Origin of the sequence: Jejubacter calystegiae, assembly GCF_005671395.1 — a bacterium.
GTDB classification, from domain to species: Bacteria; Pseudomonadota; Gammaproteobacteria; order Enterobacterales; family Enterobacteriaceae; genus Jejubacter; species Jejubacter calystegiae.
Genome location: NZ_CP040428.1, coordinates 1,374,377 through 1,392,990 on the forward strand (window position 1 = coordinate 1,374,377; position 18,614 = coordinate 1,392,990).

The following is an 18,614-nucleotide window of genomic DNA, read 5'->3' on the forward strand; positions in this document are numbered from 1 at the left end:
TATTAAATAGGTTATGTTGGTTAATCTCCGTTAAGTTACGCCAGTACAAACTGGTTTTCATGCACCTGATCGAGTGACAGGCCGACCAGCGAAACGCTGCTTTCGCCGCAACTGAACATCAGACCGTCAGAATCTTCAGACAGGTAATCGAGCCAGCTGCTGTTGGCGGTAGTTTCTTTGTTAGCCAGGATAACGATTTGATCGTCGCTGCCGAAACCGTAGATAGCGTTGTGACCAAAATTGTCGGAGGCGAAAAGGAAGGTATCGCTGCCGCCGTTGGCATACATCTGGTCGTTGCCGATGCCGCAGATAAAGACGTCATCTGTGGTGGAGCCGTGCATGATGGTGTCGCCGTTATAGCTGAACAGCCAGCTGGTGGTGTTAGTGTAGAAGCCGCCATCCTGCGGTGCGAAGATTTCGCTGGCCTGGCCGGTCATGCTGCCATGCACCGCATTGGCATAGCCGAGCGCCACGTTGTCATCGACTTCCAGACCGCGGCAGGTAATTTCATAGGTAATGGTCCTGGTCTGGAACCATTCCCAGTAGGTTTCCCTGATAGCTTCCACATCCTGTAACAGGGTAATACCACCGTCGGCACCTTTAATGAAGGTCATCCCGGTAACGCTCTGTGCTACAGAGGTTTTGCTTATTTCACTCTGTAAGTCGAACAGATCATAACCATCACCGCCGAAAATAATGTTCGAACTCCCCGCATCGCGGAAAGTGTCGTCACCAGTAAAGCCTTCCAGGTAATCAATACCTGCTCCGCCGCTAATCAGATCGGCTTTTTCGCTACCCAGAATAAAGGTTGGACCGGTATGTGAGCGTGCGTCGTGATTAATATCTTCTACCCAGGTGGTGGTACGTAATTCATCGGAAAGCTGAGCGGTGATAATGGTCGAGTCCAGATCCATATAATTGTAGCTGGCTGAATTCATGATCGTATTTACGGCATTTATATACCAGTTCATATCGTGGCCGTATTGCCAGTCAGTGACATTCAGCAGGGAGAAAATATGCCCCTGGGTGTAATAGTCATTGAATGCAATCAGGTTATTACTGCACCCTGGTAGGGATTTATCATGCGCCAGGGCGGAATCCCATGTGATATCATCACCTTCCAGCACCCGGAAGACCGGATCGTTTTCCAGCCCTATGTTAAGCACTTTGTCGTCCAGCTGATTCTGCGTCGGTGACGCACTACCAATATATGCAGAGGATTCATAGAAGCCCCCCCATGCCCCCTGGCTGGAGGCCGCAGCCATACTGTTAACGCCCATTCCACCCATGCTATGGCCTGTTATTAATACATCGCGGCCGGTAAGACCATTTTCCGTGGCAAATTCAGCCACATGCGTTAGCAGGTTATTGAAGGCGGTCAAAATATAACCATTGGACAGGCCACTTTCGCCCAGTCCTATGGCAATATCAACTGCGCCATCCACAAGCAAATGTAGCCAGCCTAATGGATCGTCTGCCGCAGCGCCGGTTCCCCAAAAGTTAATACCGAGTCCGACAAGCTTTCCGTTATCATCATATTTGCCGAGTATATTTACCTGTGACGTTAGCAGTGCCAGTACCTCACCATAAAACTCATCATGCGATCCGCTCAGGCCGGAATAACCGATATCTTCTCCAGAAAGGATTTTCCAGGTGAAATTTTCCTGATTTGCGTTAATGTCGATATCACTACCGGTAAAGAGATTGGTTGTGCTTTGCAGAATGCTGATATAGTCATTAGCCAGAGTGCGTTGTTCAAAATCTCGATACTCAAAAAAACTCATAATCACATCACCTTGAGAATACGTTAAAAATAAAATTTAATATTGGGTTGGTCCAGGATGTATTTTTTTAAAATCCTCCTTGTATACTATTTAAATAATTAATCACTTCCATGGTGAAAATAGATTGGAAATGGTTATTAATTTTTCAGGAGTAAGATTTCCTGAGTGGTAATGCAACATTAACCATGAGTGAATATAACGATATTTCTCTTGTGCCATATCAAGTTGTGCCTGATAGAACTGCCTTTGTGCATTAATTAAATCAGCATTAGTACGCTGTCCGGCGTGTATGCCTTTTTGGGTTGCGTCTATTTGTTGACGAGCGGAGTTGACGGCCTGTTGATAGGCAGAAAGGCGTCGTTCAGCGCTACTATGCTGTTGGAAAAACTTATGCAGATTATTCATGGTTTCTCGGGTAGACTTCTCCAGATCGTATTTACTTTTGTTGTAGTTGTATTTTGTCTGGCGTAGTGCTGCGCTATTATAACCGCCAGCATAAAGGGAATAATTAACCTGAACACCAACCGAGCTGGTTTCATAGCGTTGATTAATGGTGGTATCACTGGCTGATTTATTGATTCCATGTGAGGCATAGACCTGAATACGTGGAAGAAAACTGGCGCGCTGTTGCTCCTGTTGGTGATAATTTACCTTCAGTTGATAACGAGCGGCTGCCAGATCTGCGTTCTGGCTGAGTGCGATTTTTTTCCATTCGCTAAAGCGAGCGGGGTTCAGTCTGAGTGGTTTCAGATGCTTTTCCATTAACCTGTTAAGCGGGGGCATTGAGACTTCAGGCTGGCCAGTCAGCTGCGATATTTCACGTCGGGCAGCGAGCAACTCCTCATCAGCAGCGATTTTCTCCGCTTCGGCAAGGGAAAGGTGGGATTCGGTTTCCACCACCTCTGTAATGGTGCCTTCTCCGGCCCGCAGCATCTTCTGGTTTTGCGTCAGTAATTGTTGATAACTGGCGTATTGCTCAGTTGTCAGTCTGACTTTATCCTGCGCAGCCAGGACATCCAGGTACCGGTTGACGACTCGCGTTGCCAGCTCCATAGCGCGGGAACGCCATACTTCTTCAGACATCAGACTTTGCGCTTTTCCGGATTGATAACGCGACCATGCTTCATAATCGAAAAGCGGTTGTGTCAGCGTCATACTTCCATTCTGAGAGCTGTATTGCGCATGAGTGGTGACATCGTGCGTTTTGTTGCTGTAAATACTCTGGCGCTGTTGGGTTTTTGCTCTCTGCCAGTTTTTCATGCCGTTCTGCCATGACAATGAGACAGAAGGCAGTAGTGCGGCTCGTCCCATATGGCGGTACTCCTCTCCCGCCATTCTTTCTTCACTGGCAGCAAGAAATTCGGGATCGTTTTTCTGGGCCAGCGTATAAATCTCAAGAAGGCCTAATGCGTAGGATGATGGAGATAGCAGGCCGCACAACAGCGTGGCGATAATTATTCCTTGCATTTTACTCCTCCGTTAGCGCGGTTTTTGCCCGATCGAGTACGGGTTTGAACAGATAATTCAACAGTGAACGCGACCCAGTTTTAATTAATACACCTGCTGACATGCCCGGTCGGATATCCTCATTTTTCAGCAGCTCCATGCCTTCATCGCTGACTGTGATCTGAACCTGGTAATATGGCTCCCCGTTATTTTTATTGATTAGTCGATCTGGTGACACCAGGCTGACATGTCCGGGAATTACCGGTGTTTTATTCTGATTCAGGGCGGTAAACATCATATTTACCTCAAGACCAGGGTAAACTTTATCTATAAGATCGGAGTTTACCTGCGCATCAACAACCAGAGGCAAATCGTCAGGTACGATTTCCATCAGAGTTTCTCCCGACGATAAGACGCTGTCTGGTGTCATTACCTTCAGTGCCATTATCGTTCCCGATATTGGAGCCACGATCTGTGTGTGTTCTAATTCGTAGTGTGTGATTTGAATATTTTTTTGCTGTTCATTACTTTCCGCTGTTGATTTTTCAAGTAAAGTGTTAACGTCCCGATAATATTCTCCCTGAGACCGTTCGATATTTTGTTTTATCCCTTTTTGTTTTTCTTTGTTGCTGGCAATTTGTCCTGTCAGCTCTTCAATTTGACTTTGCGTTTCGTGCTGCTGTCGTTGCAGTTCGCGATAACGGTTGAGTGGAAAAATTCCCTGCTCTGCCAGCGATTTTGTATCGTGTAGCTGTTGGATCAGGTTATTGTTCATCCTTTTCTTTAGATTCAGCGCCCGGCTGAGACTTTGCGTCTGAAGTTCCAGGCTGGTAAGTGAATGTTGGTTACTGTTCAGTTCACCGAGCATGGCCTGACGACGGGCGTGAAAAAGTTGGTTCTGTAACGCGATGGCGGCTTCACCCTGGGGGCGCCACCTGTCTTCCAGTAATGTATCGGGATAAACGGGTGTTGCCAGATTATCCCGTTCCGCCTGTAATCTTGCCGTCGCAGCCAGGGCTGCAAGATACTTGTCCCGGGCTTGCTCGTATCGCGCTTGTGAGGGAGTACGACTTAATTCAATCAGCGTCACTCCCGCCTGGATGCGATCGCCTTCCTTTATCCGAATTGATTCAACAATGCCATTACTGGGAGCCTGAACGGCTTTACGGTTGCCGGCAACGATAACGGTACCAGATGCTGTAACACCTTTATCGAGCGGTGCGAAAGCGGCCCAGGAAAAAAATCCCATAATGCCGATGATAATAACGGCAATCCCCATGAGTTGGTAAAAACGCTCGTTGTTACCCCCGGCATTCGATGTTTCTTCTGGGGCAATAAAAGGAGTTTTCTTCTGTTCCATCAGTAAACAGGTCCTGATAAAATTATAGGTTTGGTTTAATGAATCTGGATATAGCGTTATGCTGTTGCTTGTTGCTTTATTGCTGAAACCGGTTTAATCATTTTGGTTAATATCGAACGGGTTTCTCCAAACTCACCGATCCTGCCTTCCTGCATGACCAGAACTTTATGGGTGAGTGAAAGCAACTGTTTGCGATGCGTTATTAAAATGACAGTCGTTTTTATTTTTTGTAGCGCCGTTAGCGCCTGGGCTAATGCGATGATACCGGCGTCGTCCAGGCTGGCATCAGGTTCATCCAGTACCACTAGCTTGGGCGAATCGTACAGAGCACGAGCCAGAGCGATGCGTTGTTTCTGACCTCCGGATAATCTAACGCCACCATGCTCTGCCAGGGTGTCATAGCCTCCCGGCAGACGCAGGATCATCTCGTGTACACCTGCCAGTTTGGCTGCTTCAATGACCTTGTTGGCATCTATTGTGTTAAAGCGGGCAATATTTTCTGCGATGCTGCCGGGGAATATTTCAACCTCCTGCGACAGATAACCGATAGACGGACCGAGTTGGGTACGATCCCATTGTCGTATATCGGCGCCGTCAATACGTACAGTGCCGCTGGTCGCGGGTTGCAGGCCCAGAATCAGTTGTGCCAACGTGCTTTTTCCTGATGCACTGGCGCCGATGATGCCCAGTACCTCGCCGGCATTGAGACTGAAAGTAATCTGGTTGAGAATCATTTTATCGCTGTCCTGGGCTGATGCCAGAGCCACGTTTTTAAGATCCAGTCTGCCCTGTGGTGTGGGTAACGCCATTTTAGCCGATGCGGTGGGATGTGACGCTAATAGGTTATCCAGCCTGATTAGTGCGCTGCGCGTATTACCCCACTGTTTCCAGGCGATAATTAGCTGTTCAATAGGAGCAAGGGCGCGACCAAGCAGGATAGAGCCAGCGATCATCATTCCCGGCGTCAGTTGCCCGTTAATTGTCAGCCAACCACCAAGGCCGAGAATGAGCGACTGTAAGGACATACGGGTAAAGCGCGTGATGGAAGTCAGGCGAGTGTTATATTCACTGGCCTGTTGCTGTAGTTGGATGAATTTTTCATGTATTGCCCACCAGCGTCGTTGAAAATTAGGCAGCAAACCCATCGCTTCAATGGTTGAAGCGTGGCGTAGCGTTATGCCAGCCATATTTGTCGACTGGTGTGACAGTTTTCCAGCCTCCGACAGTGGTTGTTGTATGAGTTTATGGTTGATAAGTGCCAGAGTCATTAGTAATGCAGAGCCTGCCAGCGCAAATAACCCCAATAGTGGATTAAAAAGAAAGATAACCAGGATAAAAACCGGAAACCAGGGGGCATCAATAAAGGCAAAAATTGCGTTACCTGTGAAAAACTGACGTACCGTTGTGACATCATTTAAACAGGCGGCTGTATCCTGGTTTTTCCGGTGTAAGTTAGCAATGAAGGCAGCCTGATAAACGGAGCGGCTCAATTTATCGTCAACCTGTTTACTGATCCAGATGGTGATCATGCTACGGCAGTATTCCAGTAACGCTATCATTCCCAATGCGCCTACTACCATGATACTCAGCATGATAAGAGTGATCTCATTACGAGAGGGGAGCACGCGATCGTAAACCTGTAGCATATAAATAGAAGGAAAGAGAATCAGTAGATTGATAAGAGATGAAAATAAAGCAATGTACCACAGGGAACGTTTGTGATTCCTGAAGGAATGAATAATGAATTTCATCGCTGAGTATTTGGGCATATTGCATATTCCATCGCACAAAAATAATTTGTTTGCTAACTTTAAACTGTACTCTGTAATCGTAAGAGCTACATATTCGCTCAGGGATTTTGGCGACAACGCCTTACAACCAGATTGCAGTTTTCGTAGCTCCTTTCAAAACAACAGATTATGACCTTTTTTACTACGAGCGAGCCTTTACGTGACTGTCGTATGCTGTAGCTGGCAGATGCAGCGGTAATTAATCGAAGCTATTTATCAAATATTGCGTTCCAGAACCTGTGATTCATTCTTCAATAATTTAATAATTATATATTCATAAGTGTGGCTAATGTTCTTTGGTAACAAATATACAATACATGCTCATATTAGATAAGGAAATTAGGAACTCGTAAGAAGCCTCCTAAAAAATAAATAAGGCGCGGGGATAGAAGTGTAGCGAATCGGGAGAGCCTGAATTCAAAATTCATTAAGATCACGATGATGTTTTATGCCTCAATATTGTCATCATTAAAGATGATGTAATGGGGCAGGTGGTAATTCCAGGATACTTGTAAAGGATATTCTCAGAATTGTAAATTTTTATCCTTCTTCAGCGGCAGTGTACTTTTCTCTATGAGAGAAATTCACTGCCATGTGTAGGTTTTTCAGTTGACAAAACTGGACGCCGAACGTACCTTTGTAGAAGTATAGACGTCTAAACGTTTAGGTGTTCGTTCCTGGCGTTTTTGGGAATTCAACTCAAGTCATCAATAAAGGTAAACGGATATGAGCTTCTTTCACGCCCATCAGCGGGAAGCCCTGAATCAGAGCCTGGCGGAGCTCCACGGGGAGATTAATGTTTCTTTTGAGTTTTTCCCGCCGCGTACCAGTGAAATGGAGCAGACCCTGTGGAACTCCATCGATCGTCTGAGCAGCCTGAAGCCTAAATTTGTCTCCGTCACCTATGGGGCCAACTCCGGCGAGCGCGATCGTACACACAGTATTATCAAGGGCATTAAAGATCGCACTGGCCTTGAAGCGGCACCACACCTGACCTGCATTGATGCCTGTCGCGACGAATTGCGCACCATTGCCCGGGATTACTGGGAAAACGGTATCCGTCATATTGTGGCACTGCGTGGCGACCTGCCGGAAGGCAACGGCCGGCCGGAGATGTATGCCGCCGATCTGGTGGCGCTGCTGAAAGAGGTGGCGGACTTTGATATTTCGGTGGCGGCCTATCCGGAAGTGCATCCGGAAGCGAAGAGCGCCCAGGCCGATCTGATCAACCTGAAGCGCAAAATCGACGCTGGTGCTAACCGCGCGATTACCCAGTTCTTTTTTGACGTTGAAAGCTACCTGCGTTTTCGTGACCGCTGTGTCGCGACGGGCATCGATGTGGAGATTGTGCCGGGGATTCTGCCGGTCAGTAACTACAAGCAGCTGCAGAAATTTGCTACTCTGACCAACGTACGGGTGCCGAAGTGGATGGACAGTATGTTCGACGGTCTGGATAACGATCCGGAAACCCGCAAACTGGTGGGGGCCAATATCGCGATGGATATGGTGAAGATCCTGAGCCGCGAAGGCGTGAAAGATTTTCACTTCTATACCCTGAATCGTGCCGAGATGAGTTACGCCATTTGTCACACCCTGGGCGTTCGCCCGGCGGCTGCCTGATAATTTATTCTGCATCGTTAATTATTCGCCCCTGCCGTGCCGTTGGCGGGGGTATTGTTTTTAAATGGCTGTAGCCGTCGCTATTCTACTAATGGCATAAATTCACCTCATTCCTTTGTAATGCTCTGTTTTATATGATAAAAATTCTTTACATTATTCATTATTATCTTAATGTTTATATTTTTATATGAATTTTTTATGTCTCAATAAAAATTTTTTAAATCCATTGATTAAATTTATTTAAGATTTATCTTATGTTGGTATTGCGTGAGGAAACTGCTAACTATAAGCGGGAAAAAAACATAATCTGAGGTCATCATGGCAATTGATATTTATCTGAAAGTGGATGGTGCAACAGGGGAATCTAAAGACTCAAACCATAAAAACTGGATTGATGTTCTGTCATTTCACTGGGGAGCGACACAACCGGGTAATATGGCCGTCGGCGGCGGCGGCGGTACCGGCAAAGTGAATTATAAAGACCTGCAGATTCAGGCACTGATCGATAAGGCTACGCCTGCTATTCTGAAGTATTGCTCCAGCGGAAAACATATCACTAAAGTCGAGCTTTCCATCTGTAAAGCAGGCGGCAGTCAGATCGAATACTCCCGAATCGTGCTGGAAGATGTGTTGGTGACTCAGACGGAATTTACCGGTGTGGGCAATACCGACACGATCGCCGTTAACTATGCTTTCCAGGCTTCAAAAGTGAATCTGAGCTATTGGGAGCAGAGCGACAGCGGTACGCGTGGTGCTGAAAGCAAAGCTGGTTGGGATATTAAGCAAAATAAAGAAGTTTAACTCTGAGGTGGAGGTTGCAATATGGACGATCCAACTCTGGCAATTGATAACCTTTTCCGCAGCACGGGAGATTTTAGCGAACAGCAGCTCAGAGTCATTCTGGCGTTTATGAATGAGATGGATGCAGAGGCATTACAGCATTTTCAGGATGATCCGGAAGAAGATGTGATGCGAACGCTGGCGCGAATGCAGCAGAATTCACAGGGCGGTGATGAAGAGAATATTCCCCTAATTAACTTTGGTGATGCCACCGAAAGCGCGGGCGGTATTTTAAGGAGCCGTACCAATCTGTTTCAGGGATACCGAACGTCACTCGGGCGTTTTGGTGGAGACATCTACCGGGAAGCCACGACCAACAAATTCGAGTATGCCGTTAAAATTCTGGGGACTATTAGTGCGCTTGCCGGGCTTGGTGGAGTGACTTCCGCCGTGGCTGCTGCGCAGGGAGCAACGTCGCTGATGACGAATACGGCGGTCAGGTACGCTTTGGGGGGAATATCGGGCGTTTCTTTCGTTAGCGCAGGGGTTGCCAGTCTGCGTAATTATCTTGGCTCCCAGCAAAAGGTCAGTAATAAACAGTTGCTGGACGTAATGAAAAGAATGGCAAAAGCCCGGAGTCAGCTGAATAAGTTTTTCGCTGAAGTGCGCATTAAATTGATTAAAGAGACGGAGGATGGGAAAAGCGCTACGGCGGTAGATCGATACTGGACAGCGCGTTTCCCCGAAGCCGAGCGTAACAGACATCCCGTTGAGCGGGTTGAGACATTATTGTTCACGACGCTCATGCAGTCTGGCGTTATTCATGCCCGAATTCTTCTGGCGGATAACAATAATTATGTTGCGTTGGGAAGAGGGAGAGATTCCAGCCTTTCCAGGGAAGAGATGAAACTGGTTGCCGAGGTGGCACAGGTATTATGAGGCAGCGCTTCAGGTAACAAACGAGGAGGCATGCGCCTCCTCTCAGGTTGATGACAAAGAGGGAAAAAACGTGGTTTTTCCCTCTTTGTGTTTGTGACGTCAATTATTGTGCCGCCGTTTTTCCGTACGGCAGCTTATCGTAGTCATGCAGCCCGCCTTTCTGGTAGGGGTTGCCTATCCAGCGGGTGGTGGGAACAAATTGTGGACTGACCAGGGAACGGCTCGGGTCGTAACCCTCGTAGCTCAGACCGGCCAGATCGGACCAGGTATGGATTAGCTCGGAACTGCTGTACTTGCGATTGACGTCTCCGCTCAGATCCCGGGGATGCGCGGCCAGCCATTTTTCAGAACGCCAAAGAATAAAGGGCACGTTATACATGTGGCGGGTCGGCTGCGATTCGTTACGCCCCTGAATATTATGCGGCGGCGTATCGTAAACCTCTTCGCCGTGATCGGAGAAGTAAAGCAGGAAACCGTTAGGATCCGTCGCTTTATAGTCGTTGATCAGGCTGGCCAGCACATGGTCATTATAGAGGTTGGCATTGTCGTAATCGTTATAAGACTCCAGACGGTCGGAAGAGAGTCCCGGCGGTACGTTTTGGGTATCGCCGTCGAATTTGCCCCAGTTGTCAGGATAGCGGTACTTATACTTGATATGAGTACCCAGCAGGTGCACTACAATAAACTTCTTCGGCGCGGGGTCGGCCAGTACCTGCTTAAACGGCGCCAGTACGTTGGTGTCGTATTCGCGGGCGCTCTGGGTTCGCTGCTGGTTCATGTAGAACTGCTTATCCGTCTGGCGCGAGAAGACCGTGAGCATGGTGTTGCGCTCGGTCATGGTCTGCTGGTTGGTGATCCAGAACGTCTTATAACCCGCCTGCTTCATCATGTTCATCAGCGAAGGCTGGGTCAGATAAAGGTCCGGGTTCTGCTCGTTGGCGAAGGTTAGCGCCTGTTGCAGGATCTCAATGGTGTAAGGACGAGAAGTCACCACGTCGTTAAAAACGGTCAGGTTCGGATCGCTGGCATGCAGGGCATCCAGCTCTGGCGTGGTTTTACGCGCGTAACCGTACAGACTCATGCGATCGCGCTGGGTGGATTCGCCAATCACCAGAACCAGGGTGCGCGGTTGATCGCCGGAGCTGTCCTTCATATTTTTCAGCGGCGGCAGGGCGTGGTTTTTTGAGAGAAGCTTTTCCAGATTGCCCAGCTGATCGCGATACTCCGTATAGCTAATCAGTAGCTGCCAGGGGGCCGCAGGCTCCATACGCGAAGAGAGCCGGTTAAATGCCGATTCCGCATTTTTCCCTTTAAAGACCATATCGCTGACCAATGGATGGAGAATTAATCCGTAGAAAATGGCCAGGGCAACGCCATAACGCCAGGGGGTGGGGATCCATACCGGGCGCAGGCGGGTCCATAAAAAAAGAGCCACGGCGGTGTAAATTAATACGACAGCTAATAATTTCAGACTAAAATACTGACTGAAAAATTCACTGGCTTCATTAGCATTGGATTCAAACATCACAAATAAAACACTTTGCGAGAATTCCTGGCCATATATGACGTAATAAGCCAGAGCGCACACCGATGCAAGCCAGAGAACAAGGCCAATAATACCGGCAACAAGCCGTGTTTTACCCGGAAACAGAAATACCGGAACCAGCCATAACGAGCTGTAGAGCAGTGAGTCGCGCAGCCCGTTAGTGCCGCTATAGCCGGAATATAAAATAACAATCTGTAATACACTGGAGAAAAACCAGAAAAAGACCAGAACCCACAGCAGTGCTCGCCAGCTAAAAGAGCCGGTAGCGGGTTTATGCGAGGAAATCATATATTTTGTCCGTCAAAAAAACAAAAATGCAGGTGTACGCTATCGGTTTAACCTTAATCTAACCTTAATTAGTCGGGTGGCGGATCGCCTGGCGGTAATTTCCGAATTTTCACTTTCAGATAACCCCTGAACAACATATTCGGTAGCTGGTCCAGAATGAAGGTATCACCACAAGCGAAGAGGGAGGGTCCGTGGAGCTAAAAAGAGGCGTTATTGTGCCAGAGATAGCCCGTGAGGCCGGGCGGCTTGTGCAACTTCTGGCTGAAGGGGCGAGCGCGGGTTGGCTGTTCGGATCGGCGGTGAATGGCGGCTTAAGGCCGGATAGCGATGTGGATGTGCTGGTGGTGGTTGATGAGCCCCTTAGCGAAGAGTCGCGGCGGGCCATTGTTGCCAGACTACTGACTCTGTCAGGCGAGCCGGGCAATGACCAGGGGCTGCGCGCCCTGGAACTGACGATAGTACAGCGCGCTAACCTGATACCCTGGCGTTATCCGCCCGTGAGCGAACTGGTTTACGGCGAGTGGCTGAGGCAGGATTTTTTGCGGGGCACAATCGCCGGGCCAGCGGCCGATCCTGACCTGGCGATTGTGCTGCATCAGATCAGGCAGTGTAGCCTGACGCTGTGGGGCGATAATGCCGATTGGGTAATTCCCCCCGTTCCTCTGAGCGATATACGGCGCGCGATTGGCGATGCGCTTCCCACATTACTGGCGGGTGTCGAAGGCGACGAGCGTAACGTACTGCTTACCCTGGCGCGGATGTGGCTGACGCTGGATACCGGGGAGATTGCGCCTAAGGATGTTGCTGCCGCCTGGGCGGTACAGCGGTTGACGCCGGAGCAGGGGGATTTATTGGCACTGGCCCGCCTTGGTTATCTTGGCGAGGTACAGGACAACTGGTGGAACAAGAAATTGCAGGTAGCGACGCTGGTACGTCTGCTGAGCGATAAAGTCGTGGCCTGCCTGACATAAAAAATCGCCCCGCATATAGCGGGGCGATTATTATCAACAGGGGCGTTTAGCCGGTGTTACGCATCCCGGCGGCGATACCGGCGATGGTGACCATCAGCGCCAGTTCGACGCGCGGATCCGGCTCTTTATCCTGGGTTTCCGCTTCGCGGGAACGGTGCAGAAGTTCGGCCTGCAGTACGTTCAGCGGATCGGTGTAGATATTACGCAGCGCGATGGATTCGGCAATCCACGGCTGATCCGCCATCAGATGAGAATCGTTGGCGATAGCCAGCACCAGTTCAATATCCGCCGCCAGTTGCTTACGCAATTCCTTACCCAGCGGCCACAGTGACGAATCCACCAGACGCTGGTCGTAATATTCCGCCAGCCACAGGTCTGCTTTGGAGAACACCATCTCCAGCATACCCAGACGGGTGGAGAAGAACGGCCAGTTGCGGCACATCACTTCCAGTTCGCTCTGCTTACCGTCATCCACCACTTTTTGCAGCGCGGCACCGGCGCCAAGCCAGGCCGGCAGCATCAGGCGGTTCTGGGTCCAGGCGAAAATCCATGGAATAGCGCGTAGCGACTCCACACCGCCGGTGGGGCGACGTTTGGCCGGACGCGAGCCCAGCGGCAGTTTGCCCAGTTCTACTTCCGGGGTGGCGGAGCGGAAATAGGGCACGAAGTCCTGATTTTCACGCACATAGCCGCGGTACATATTGCACGAAAGTACCGACAGCTCATCCATGATATGACGCCAGGCCTGTTTCGGCTCCGGCGGCGGCAGCAGGTTAGCTTCCAGAATCGCCCCGGTATAGAGCGACAGGCTGCTGATGGTGATTTCCGGCAGACCATATTTAAAGCGGATCATTTCGCCCTGTTCGGTCACGCGCAGGCCGCCCTTCAGGCTGCCCGGAGGCTGGGAAAGCAACGCTGCGTGCGCAGGGGCGCCGCCGCGACCGATGGAGCCACCGCGACCGTGGAACAGCGTCAGCTCAATGCCCGCTTTTTCACAGGTTTTGATTAACGCATCCTGCGCCTGGTACTGAGCCCAGGAGGCGGCCATTACCCCGGCATCCTTCGCCGAGTCGGAATAGCCGATCATCACCATCTGCTTGCCCTGAATAAAGCCGCGATACCAGTCGATATTCAGTAACTGAGTCATCACGTCGTTGGCGTTATTCAGATCTTCCAGGGTTTCGAACAGCGGTGCCACCGGTAGCGCAAAGCCAATACCCGCTTCTTTTAGCAGCAGATGGACCGCCAGTACGTCGGACGGCGTTTTGGCCATGGAGATCACGTAAGCGGCGATCGATCCCTGGGGCGCTTCGGCGATCACTTTGCAGGTATCCAGCACTTCACGGGTTTCCGGGCTCGGATCCCACTGGTGCGGCAGCAGCGGACGCTTGGAATTCAGTTCGCGGACCAGGAAGGCCTGTTTGTCGGCTTCTGACCAGCTTTCGTAATCGCCGATGCCCAGATAGCGGGTCATTTCGCCCAGCGCTTCGGTATGACGGGTGCTCTCCTGGCGAATATCGATGCGAACCAGCGGCACGCCGAACGTTTTTACGCGACGCAGGGTATCGAGCAGATCGCCGTTAGCGATAATGCCCATGCCGCAGGCGACCAGCGACTGGTAGCAGGCGTAGAGCGGTTCCCATAACTCGGCGTTATGGGTCAGCAGCCCTTCAGGCTTCGGCAGTTTTTGCCCTTTCAGGCGCGCTTCCAGCCAGGCCTGGGTCGCCATCAGGCGCGAGCGCAGCCCCTTCATGATAAAGCGATACGGCTCCTGTTCGCCTTCAGCGCCGGCAAGGGCGCGCAGCTCATCGGTGCATTCCACCATCGAAAGCTCGGAGACCAGCACCTGGATATCTTTAAGGAACAGGTCGGTGGCCTTCCAGCGGCTCAGTAACAGGACGTGGCGGGTGATATCTGCGGTGACGTTCGGGTTGCCGTCGCGATCGCCGCCCATCCAGGAGGTGAAGCGAACTGGCACACAGTCGACCGGAAGCTGGTAGTCGAAGTGGGTTTCCAGCTGTTCGTTCAGCTCGCGCAGGTAGTTTGGCACCCCTTCCCACAGGCTGTTTTCCACCACCGCGAAGCCCCATTTGGCTTCATCCACCGGGGTGGGACGATGTTTGCGGATCTCATCGGTATGCCAGGACTGGGCAATCAACTGGCGGAGACGGCGCATAATCTGGTTGCGCTCGTAGTCGGCCAGATCTTTATGATCGAGCTGCTTGAGGCAGTTGTTAACCTCAACCATTTTGTGAATCAGGGTACGGCGTGTGATTTCGGTGGGGTGGGCGGTCAGTACCAGCTCCAGGGAAAGGCTTTCAATGGCGCGCTTGATACCGGCGTCGCTCAGCTCGGGCTGGGATTTCAGCTTACGCAGGGTACGGGCCAGTATTTCCGGGTTACTGGCATCCTCACCTCTGGCGGAGATGCTGTGGAACTGTTCCGCGGTGTTGGCCAGATTCAGGAACTGACTGAATGCGCGGGCAACGGGGAGTAACTCATCGTTAGAGAGATTCTGCAACGTGCTGAGCAACTCCTGGCGGTCGGCTTCATTGCCTGCCCGGGATGACTTCGATAATTTGCGGATGGTTTCCACCCGTTCAAGGATGTTCTCTCCCAATGCATCCTTGATAGTATCCCCAAGCAGTTTGCCGAGCATACTGACATTGCTTCGCAAAGCAGAATATTGTTCGTTCATATGATCCCAGACACCCATCTTGATTTTTTAGTCAATTTTCGCCCTTTCGGGCTCAACACCGTCTTTTATAAAGCCACGTAAGATCCCGTTCGTCAAATGTAGCGAAATCGGTTCAGCCAACGTGATATCGGGAAAAATTCGCACGACTTAACTCACCGGATGCGACATAAGTTTCGCTTATAAAGCCGCCACCTCTCTTCGTCGATAATTTCATCGGTGAGAGGGGCGGCGCGCGCACGTAATGGCGTTGCTCAGAGCTGGCAGAAGTGCTGGACTACCTGAGTGATGAGTTCGCGGGTAGGCTTAATAAAACGCGTTTCCAGATACTCGTCCGGCTGGTGGGCCTGATTGATGGAGCCGGGACCGAGTACCAGCGTCGGGCACAGTTCCTGGATGAAAGGAGCTTCGGTGCAGTAGTTCACCACATCCGCTCGGGTACCGAGCAGCTTTTCCACCACTGTTACCAGTCGGTGGTCTGGTGGACATTCGTAACCCGGAATCGGTGGATGCAGTTCAGAAATCGTCAGTCGCCCCGGCCAGCGTTCGCTTACGGGCGCCAGCGCGTCATTCAGCAGGCCGTTGAGATCGCCCAGCGTCATGCCGGGCAGAGGGCGGATATCCATATGCATCTCGCAGCAGGCGCAGATGCGGTTGGAGGCATCGCCGCCGTGAATGTGACCCAGGTTCAGAGTGGGGTAAGGGATGGTGAAGGCATCATGGTGGTAGCGCTCTTTCAGCTCGTCACGCAGCGTCAGAATATGACCAATGGCTTCATGCATCAGCTCAATAGCATTCACACCGCGCGCCGGATCGCTGGAATGACCGGACTGGCCCAGAATACGTATCGCATCGGACATATGGCCCTTATGGGCGCGTACCGGTTGCAGGGAGGTCGGCTCGCCGATAATGGCACAGTCGGGGCGCAGGGTGCTGCTTTGGGAAAAATAGCGCGCCCCCGCCATGGAAGTCTCTTCATCGGCGGTAGCCAGAATATAAAGCGGTTTTTTAAGCGTTTTCACATCCATGTCACGTAGCGCATCGACGATAAAGGCAAAGAAGCCTTTCATATCGGCGGTACCCAGCCCGTAGAGCTTGTTGTCATGCTCCGTCAGCGTGAAGGGATCCCGGGTCCAGCGCCCGTCGTCGAAAGGCACCGTATCGGTATGTCCGGCCAGCATCAGACCGCCTTCCCCCTGTCCGGCTGTTGCTAACAAGTTGAATTTATTGCGCGTTTCAGGAACGGGTTGGATTTCTACCTGGAAACCGATCGTTTCCAGCCAGCCTGCCAGCAAATTGATTAAAGCCTCATTACTTTGGTCCAGCGCCGCTTCGGTTGCACTGATGGAGGGGGTAGCGATCAGCTCACGATAAATCTCAATAAAGGGCGGTAATTTCGTCTTCACGGTTGACAGCCTCAGGTCTCAAGAGTATAGATAATCATGCAGTAATAATGAATAAAAATCCATTATTGCATGTGTGAATGAACCTTGCCGTACTGTGGTGGTTCCTGCACTCGCCTCGCGGGCATTCCGGATGACCGGTGTCCTGGGATTAAATGACGTGATAAGAAGGTTTTAGCCCCGATGTTGAATACGCTGATTGTCGGAGCCAGTGGGTATACCGGCGCAGAGCTTGCGGCCTACATCCATCGCCATCCACACATGACCATAACCGCTTTGACGGTTTCGGCGCAAAGTGCGGATGCCGGAAAGTTGATTTCCGATCTGCACCCACAGCTGAAGGGGCGGGTCGATCTCCCGTTACAGCCGATGGATGGCATCAGCGCATTCGCCAAAGGCGTGGATGTGGTGTTTCTGGCGACTGCCCATGAGGTGAGTCATGACCTGGCGCCTCAGTTTCTGGACGCGGGTTGCGTGGTGTTCGACCTTTCCGGCGCCTGGCGGGTTAACGATCCTGACTTTTATCAACAGTATTACGGTTTTACTCATCAGTACCCGGCTTTGCTGGAACAGGCGGTTTACGGTCTGGCTGAGTGGCAGGGCGACAAACTGAAAGAGGCGAAACTGGTGGCGGTGCCGGGTTGTTACCCTACGGCGGCCCAGTTGTCTCTGAAACCGCTGATCGACGGCGGGCTGCTGGATCTTAACCAGTGGCCGGTGATCAACGCGACCAGCGGCGTGAGCGGCGCCGGGCGTAAGGCGGGTCTCGCTAACAGTTTCTGCGAAGTGAGTCTGCAACCCTATGGCGTCTTTACCCATCGCCATCGTCCGGAAATTGCCACCCATCTGGGGACCGAGGTGATCTTTACCCCGCACTTGGGCAATTTCCCGCGTGGCATTCTGGAAACCATTACCTGTCGTCTGCGCTCTGGCGTGAGTCAGACCCAGGTGGCTGAATGTTATGCGCAGGCGTATGGCGATAAACCGCTGGTGCGGCTCTATGAAAATGGTGTACCGGCGTTGAAAAACGTGGTTGGCCTGCCGTTCTGCGATATTGGCTTTGCCGTTCAGGGGGATCATCTGATTGTGGTGGCCGCCGAAGATAACCTGCTGAAGGGGGCGGCGGCGCAGGCCGTACAGTGCGCCAATATCCGTTTTGGCTTTAATGAAACCGAATCCCTTATTTAACCGACTGTCAGGGGCGATGATGAATCCGTTAATTATTAAGTTAGGCGGCGTATTACTGGATAGCGAAGAGGCGATGGCGCGCCTGTTTAGCGCCCTTGCGGAGTATCGTCAGGCGAGTCACCGCCCGATTGCCATTGTGCACGGTGGCGGCTGCCTGGTGGATGAGCTGATGAAGCAGCTCTCCCTGCCGGTGGTGAAGAAAAATGGTTTGCGGGTCACCCCTGCCGATCAAATTGGCATTATTACCGGCGCCCTGGCGGGAACCGCAAATAAGACGCTGCTGGCCTGGGCGAAGCGCAGCCAGATAGACGCGGTTGGCCTGTGTCTGGGAGACGGTGACAGCGTGAAAGTGACCCAGCTTGATGAAGAACTGGGGCATGTTGGTAAGGCACAGCCCGGCTCTGCCAGACTGATTTCCGGCCTGTTCGACGCCGGGTTCCTGCCGGTGGTGAGCTCCATCGGCGTGACTGAAGACGGACAGTTAATGAATGTGAATGCCGATCAGGCCGCCACAGCGCTGGCGGCTACCCTGGGAGCGGACCTGGTTCTGCTGTCGGACGTGAGCGGCATTCTGGACGGCAAAGGGCAGCGCATTAATGAAATGACCGCCGCCCGCGCCGATGAGCTGATCGCGCAGGGCATTATTACCGACGGCATGGTGGTGAAGGTCAATGCCGCGCTGGACGCGGCCCGTACCCTGCGTCGCCCGGTGGATATCGCCTCATGGCGCCATGCGGAACAGCTTCCCTCTTTATTTAGCGGCGTGGCCATTGGCACCCGGATCATTGCGTAAGTTACAGCGTT

Annotated in this window: 13 protein-coding genes; 6 read left to right on the plus strand and 7 right to left on the minus strand. The window is 51.4% G+C overall.

The genetic code is table 11. The features are described 5' to 3' along the window. Positions 1 to 35: 35 nt before the first annotated feature. From FEM41_RS06345 to FEM41_RS06360, 4 genes are all read right to left on the minus strand, one after another. Positions 36 to 1,784, minus strand: a complete 1,749-nt coding sequence (locus tag FEM41_RS06345; protein ID WP_138095189.1) for a polyurethane esterase — start codon at positions 1,782 to 1,784, stop codon at positions 36 to 38. Between the two features lie 102 nt (positions 1,785 to 1,886). Next, positions 1,887 to 3,251 carry a TolC family outer membrane protein gene (locus FEM41_RS06350; protein ID WP_138095190.1) on the minus strand — a complete coding sequence of 455 codons (1,365 nt, stop codon included), beginning with the start codon at positions 3,249 to 3,251 and terminating at the stop codon, positions 1,887 to 1,889. Between the two features lies 1 nt (position 3,252). Continuing rightward, entirely contained in the window at positions 3,253 to 4,590 is a 1,338-nt protein-coding gene (locus FEM41_RS06355) for an HlyD family type I secretion periplasmic adaptor subunit (protein WP_138095191.1), read from the minus strand. A gap of 56 nt (positions 4,591 to 4,646) precedes the next feature. Beyond that, complete coding sequence (locus tag FEM41_RS06360; RefSeq protein WP_138095192.1) at positions 4,647 to 6,359, minus strand: type I secretion system permease/ATPase; 1,713 nt, start codon at positions 6,357 to 6,359, stop codon at positions 4,647 to 4,649. Positions 6,360 to 7,106: 747 nt separating this feature from the next. Between FEM41_RS06360 and metF the strand changes: the two genes are divergently transcribed. The 3 genes from metF (at position 7,107) to FEM41_RS06375 (ending at position 9,719) form a co-directional block, all read left to right on the plus strand. Next, positions 7,107 to 8,000 carry a methylenetetrahydrofolate reductase gene (metF, locus tag FEM41_RS06365; RefSeq protein WP_138095193.1) on the plus strand — a complete coding sequence of 298 codons (894 nt, stop codon included), beginning with the start codon at positions 7,107 to 7,109 and terminating at the stop codon, positions 7,998 to 8,000. A 318-nt stretch (positions 8,001 to 8,318) separates the two neighbouring features. After that, on the plus strand, positions 8,319 to 8,801 hold the full coding sequence (locus FEM41_RS06370; protein ID WP_138095194.1) for an Hcp family type VI secretion system effector: 483 nt from the start codon (positions 8,319 to 8,321) through the stop codon (positions 8,799 to 8,801). A 21-nt stretch (positions 8,802 to 8,822) separates the two neighbouring features. Beyond that, entirely contained in the window at positions 8,823 to 9,719 is an 897-nt protein-coding gene (locus FEM41_RS06375; RefSeq protein WP_138095195.1) for a hypothetical protein, read from the plus strand. A gap of 103 nt (positions 9,720 to 9,822) precedes the next feature. Here the strand turns inward: FEM41_RS06375 and FEM41_RS06380 are convergent, their stop codons facing one another. Beyond that, positions 9,823 to 11,553 (minus strand): phosphoethanolamine transferase CptA, encoded by a 1,731-nt coding sequence (locus tag FEM41_RS06380; RefSeq protein ID WP_138095196.1) that lies wholly within the window; start codon positions 11,551 to 11,553, stop codon positions 9,823 to 9,825. Between the two features lie 191 nt (positions 11,554 to 11,744). Between FEM41_RS06380 and FEM41_RS06385 the strand changes: the two genes are divergently transcribed. After that, the gene (locus FEM41_RS06385) at positions 11,745 to 12,524 is read left to right on the plus strand and encodes an aminoglycoside adenylyltransferase family protein (protein ID WP_206665547.1); all 780 of its coding nucleotides are present in this window, start codon (positions 11,745 to 11,747) and stop codon (positions 12,522 to 12,524) included. A gap of 46 nt (positions 12,525 to 12,570) precedes the next feature. Here FEM41_RS06385 and ppc read toward each other — a convergent pair whose 3' ends face one another. Both ppc and argE read right to left on the minus strand, forming a co-directional pair. After that, complete coding sequence (gene ppc / locus FEM41_RS06390) at positions 12,571 to 15,222, minus strand: phosphoenolpyruvate carboxylase (protein ID WP_138095197.1); 2,652 nt, start codon at positions 15,220 to 15,222, stop codon at positions 12,571 to 12,573. A 251-nt stretch (positions 15,223 to 15,473) separates the two neighbouring features. Next, positions 15,474 to 16,625: an acetylornithine deacetylase gene (gene argE, locus FEM41_RS06395; protein WP_138095198.1), complete on the minus strand. Its 1,152-nt coding sequence runs from the start codon at positions 16,623 to 16,625 to the stop codon at positions 15,474 to 15,476. 180 nt (positions 16,626 to 16,805) lie between these two features. Between argE and argC the strand changes: the two genes are divergently transcribed. Together argC and argB are read left to right on the plus strand one after the other, a co-directional pair. Then, positions 16,806 to 17,810, plus strand: a complete 1,005-nt coding sequence (gene argC / locus FEM41_RS06400; RefSeq protein WP_138095199.1) for an N-acetyl-gamma-glutamyl-phosphate reductase — start codon at positions 16,806 to 16,808, stop codon at positions 17,808 to 17,810. Between the two features lie 16 nt (positions 17,811 to 17,826). Beyond that, positions 17,827 to 18,603 carry an acetylglutamate kinase gene (gene argB, locus FEM41_RS06405; RefSeq protein WP_138095200.1) on the plus strand — a complete coding sequence of 259 codons (777 nt, stop codon included), beginning with the start codon at positions 17,827 to 17,829 and terminating at the stop codon, positions 18,601 to 18,603. Positions 18,604 to 18,614 lie beyond the last annotated feature (11 nt).

What these genes read in the sequence shown, in the direction of transcription:
- FEM41_RS06345 (WP_138095189.1), bottom strand. Translation starts at nt 1,784, where the DNA reads ATGAGTTTTTTTGAGTATCGAGATTTTGAACAACGCACTCTGGCTAAT.
- FEM41_RS06350 (WP_138095190.1), bottom strand. Translation starts at nt 3,251, where the DNA reads ATGCAAGGAATAATTATCGCCACGCTGTTGTGCGGCCTGCTATCTCCA.
- FEM41_RS06355 (WP_138095191.1), bottom strand. Translation starts at nt 4,590, where the DNA reads ATGGAACAGAAGAAAACTCCTTTTATTGCCCCAGAAGAAACATCGAAT.
- FEM41_RS06360 (WP_138095192.1), bottom strand. Translation starts at nt 6,359, where the DNA reads ATGCCCAAATACTCAGCGATGAAATTCATTATTCATTCCTTCAGGAAT.
- metF (WP_138095193.1), top strand. Translation starts at nt 7,107, where the DNA reads ATGAGCTTCTTTCACGCCCATCAGCGGGAAGCCCTGAATCAGAGCCTG.
- FEM41_RS06370 (WP_138095194.1), top strand. Translation starts at nt 8,319, where the DNA reads ATGGCAATTGATATTTATCTGAAAGTGGATGGTGCAACAGGGGAATCT.
- FEM41_RS06375 (WP_138095195.1), top strand. Translation starts at nt 8,823, where the DNA reads ATGGACGATCCAACTCTGGCAATTGATAACCTTTTCCGCAGCACGGGA.
- FEM41_RS06380 (WP_138095196.1), bottom strand. Translation starts at nt 11,553, where the DNA reads ATGATTTCCTCGCATAAACCCGCTACCGGCTCTTTTAGCTGGCGAGCA.
- ppc (WP_138095197.1), bottom strand. Translation starts at nt 15,222, where the DNA reads ATGAACGAACAATATTCTGCTTTGCGAAGCAATGTCAGTATGCTCGGC.
- argC (WP_138095199.1), top strand. Translation starts at nt 16,806, where the DNA reads ATGTTGAATACGCTGATTGTCGGAGCCAGTGGGTATACCGGCGCAGAG.
- argB (WP_138095200.1), top strand. Translation starts at nt 17,827, where the DNA reads ATGATGAATCCGTTAATTATTAAGTTAGGCGGCGTATTACTGGATAGC.